This is a genomic window from Oleiphilus sp. HI0061 (assembly GCF_001635675.1).
In genome coordinates, this window is sequence record NZ_LWFE01001708.1 from 1 (window position 1) to 1,004 (window position 1,004).

The following is a 1,004-nucleotide window of genomic DNA, read 5'->3' on the forward strand; positions in this document are numbered from 1 at the left end:
CGCTGAAACTCTCGACATCAAGCCTGCCATACTGTTTAACAAAAGCGACTTGATTAATGATAATAACCGCGCTCAGATAGAAAAACTCTGCCAAAGCTATGAAGCACTTGGCTATGAAGTACTCAAGACCTCAGCCAATGAAGTCGAGCATTGTGAGTCCACCTTATTCGACTGGCTAAAAAACTACACCAGCGTCTTCGTTGGCCAATCCGGTGTCGGCAAGTCTTCACTGATTCGTAGTATTCTGGGTGATCAGAGCATTAAAGTCGGCGCGCTTTCGGAAGTATCCCGTAAAGGTACTCACACCACGACGACAGCCAAGCTTTTTCATATTCCGGGTGGCGGTAGAATTGTTGACTCACCGGGCATACGAGAATTCGGCTTATGGCATATCAATGAGCAAGAACTGTTGGAAGGTTTTATCGAACTCAGGCCGCATATTGGCTACTGCCGTTTTCGTGACTGCAAACATAATAATGAGCCCAAGTGCGCGATCCTTGACGCCTACGACAAAGGTGAGATTAGTGAAGAGCGCATGAATAGTTACCGCAGAATTAGAGAAACACTCGGCGACAAAGAAACCTACCAATAATACTCAGCCATTAATTGCCTGCATTATTAAAAATCCAATCTATACTCTAGTCATAGTGAGCTATTTTCAATAAATTGCTCGCAACTCCTAACTATCAATCTATTACATTAGCTTTATGACTGACTCAAAAATGCCCGATAGCGCTGAAGGCTGGGCAAACTTTCTGGTGACAAAGTCACTTCCCTCGCCATTTAAAGTGGGTCAAAAAGTCATTCGTATGCTAGAAAAAAAGGTTATTCCATACTCTCATCTGGCTGCTCACGTTAATAAAGACCCAATCTTGGCTTTTTACGTCATGTCACACGCCAATGATAGCCAGCTAGAAGATACACCGAGCAGTAAGACACTGGCACACGCCATTAGTATGATTGGCATTGAGCGCCTAACAGAGCTGATAAACGAGCAACCCTTT

At 44.1% G+C, this 1,004-nt stretch carries 2 protein-coding genes; both read left to right on the plus strand.

Annotated features, from left to right (window positions below; genetic code table 11):
- Positions 1-592, plus strand: a 592-nt coding sequence (rsgA, locus tag A3735_RS26295; protein ID WP_068638945.1) for a ribosome small subunit-dependent GTPase A, incomplete at its 5' end; no start/stop codon positions are given.
- Between the two features lie 115 nt (positions 593-707).
- On the plus strand, positions 708-1,004 hold a 297-nt coding region (locus tag A3735_RS26300), incomplete at its 3' end, for an HDOD domain-containing protein (protein WP_156499938.1).